2 protein-coding genes are annotated in these 1,640 nt (G+C 57.4%); both read left to right on the forward strand.

The annotated features are described in order from the left end of the window. Positions 1-107: 107 nt before the first annotated feature. Positions 108-443, forward strand: a complete 336-nt coding sequence (locus tag ACXJKH_RS20145) for a hypothetical protein (protein ID WP_457322020.1) — start codon at positions 108-110, stop codon at positions 441-443. 308 nt (positions 444-751) lie between these two features. Continuing rightward, a partial coding sequence (locus tag ACXJKH_RS20150) for an AlbA family DNA-binding domain-containing protein (RefSeq protein WP_457322022.1) occupies positions 752-1,640 on the forward strand: 889 nt, incomplete at its 3' end.

Raw genomic sequence — 1,640 nt, forward strand, 5'->3', positions numbered from 1 at the left:
GCGGTGGACGTGCGCAGTGTGCGTGGCGAGCGGTTTAGGATTCACTCGATGCACTGCCACGCACGAATGCCACCGGTGAGCTGGCAGGCAAGGGTATCACCTGCAAGGTGCGCCGCGCCGGCGAGGCCGGCCAGCTGTTCGCCCAGCAGGTAAGCAGCCCTTTGACCAACACCAGCGCGGTCGCCGCCGAGCGTGGGCGCAACATCTTGGCCGATCGCGGCGAGCAGGCTGCAATCGACCTGGTGATGCCCCTGTTCGCCGGGCCGCTGCGCCCCGGTGAGGTTGGCCGGATCCTGCCGCTGGACCTCATCGAGGTCGTGGGCGAGGAGGGCACTTGGCATGGCGTCTGCACCTCGGTGCGGACCGAGGCGCGGATCGGTGACAACGCAGCCGTGGTCGAGCAGACCATTACCCTGGAGAGGCACTACAGCGATGCGGACTGAACTGTGGGACGAATTCGCCGGGCTGGTCAGCGCCAGCCCGCGGCTGCTGGCGACGGTCACCGCCTATAACGCCGACGGCACCAGCAGTCTGACGACCTACGATGGCGCGCAGATGCGAGCTATTGGGGTGTTGGGTGGCGCTATCCCATACAACGTGTGGGCGAGAGGGGGGCGCGTCGTTGAGGTTGCTCCAAATCTTCCTTTGAGCGAGGTTGCTGTATAGCTCCAGTTCTATCCGAATCGCAGTTTTTATTGTCAGGGCGTTAATCCAAGACTAGTATCCCGCTGTGGCCGGCGGAGGGTTGAAGATGGATGAGAATTGGGTCAAGGGACTGTTGGCTGACAGAGAGCCGGAGAGTCAGATCTTAGATTTTAAGGCGAAGCCTCCGTCCAAAGACGACAACGGAATTCGATCGCTTCTCATGGACGTGGCTGGTTTCGCGAATGCTCGCGGAGGTCGAATCGTCTACGGCATTAAAGAAGATGGACAGGGTCGCGCGGACAAGCTTGTTGATGTCGTTGAAGGCGCTGACAGCCTTTCACTTTGGATGCAGACGCAGCTGCTTGGAAAGGTGTTTCCTAGGGTCAACGGTCTGGTGGTGCAACCGGTTCACACTAGCCAGGGAACAGTGATTGTCGTCGACGTGCCATCTCAGTACGGAGGCCCCTATCAAGCTTCATTGGCAGAGTGGCAGAGATTCACGATTAGGGCGGGAACAAGGAATGTTGATATGAGCTATCAGCAATTGTTCGACTCGTTCGCACTCAGGTCTTCCGTCGAAACGAGGGTGGATTTGTGGATGAAGGAGCGGACGAAGCACTTGGCTAAAACATCCGGTGGTGCCATTGCGACAATTCACGTTATTCCCCGGTCTTCTTTCCAAGGTTCTGGTAGGCCTGACCTGTCAGTCCTAAGGAATCACATCGTTCGCATTTCAGGATCGATTCTTAATAATAGATTCAACTACAGTGGCATGGTGGCCAGTCGGTCTGGGATGGGCTCGGTTGCTGCTCGGCCATATATTCAGTTCTTTAGAAATGGGACTGTCGAGGTTTCTTGGGAGGCTTGGTCGCAGAAAGACTATGTCTCACTTATGAGTATGGACACGACGATCAAACTGTTCGACATTCTGCCTCAGGTTGCCATTGCTCTTGGCGTCGCTGGCGTTGAAGGTCCAGGTTTTGTCGTGCTGAGCT

This window comes from Stenotrophomonas sp. P5_B8 (genome assembly GCF_054049855.1).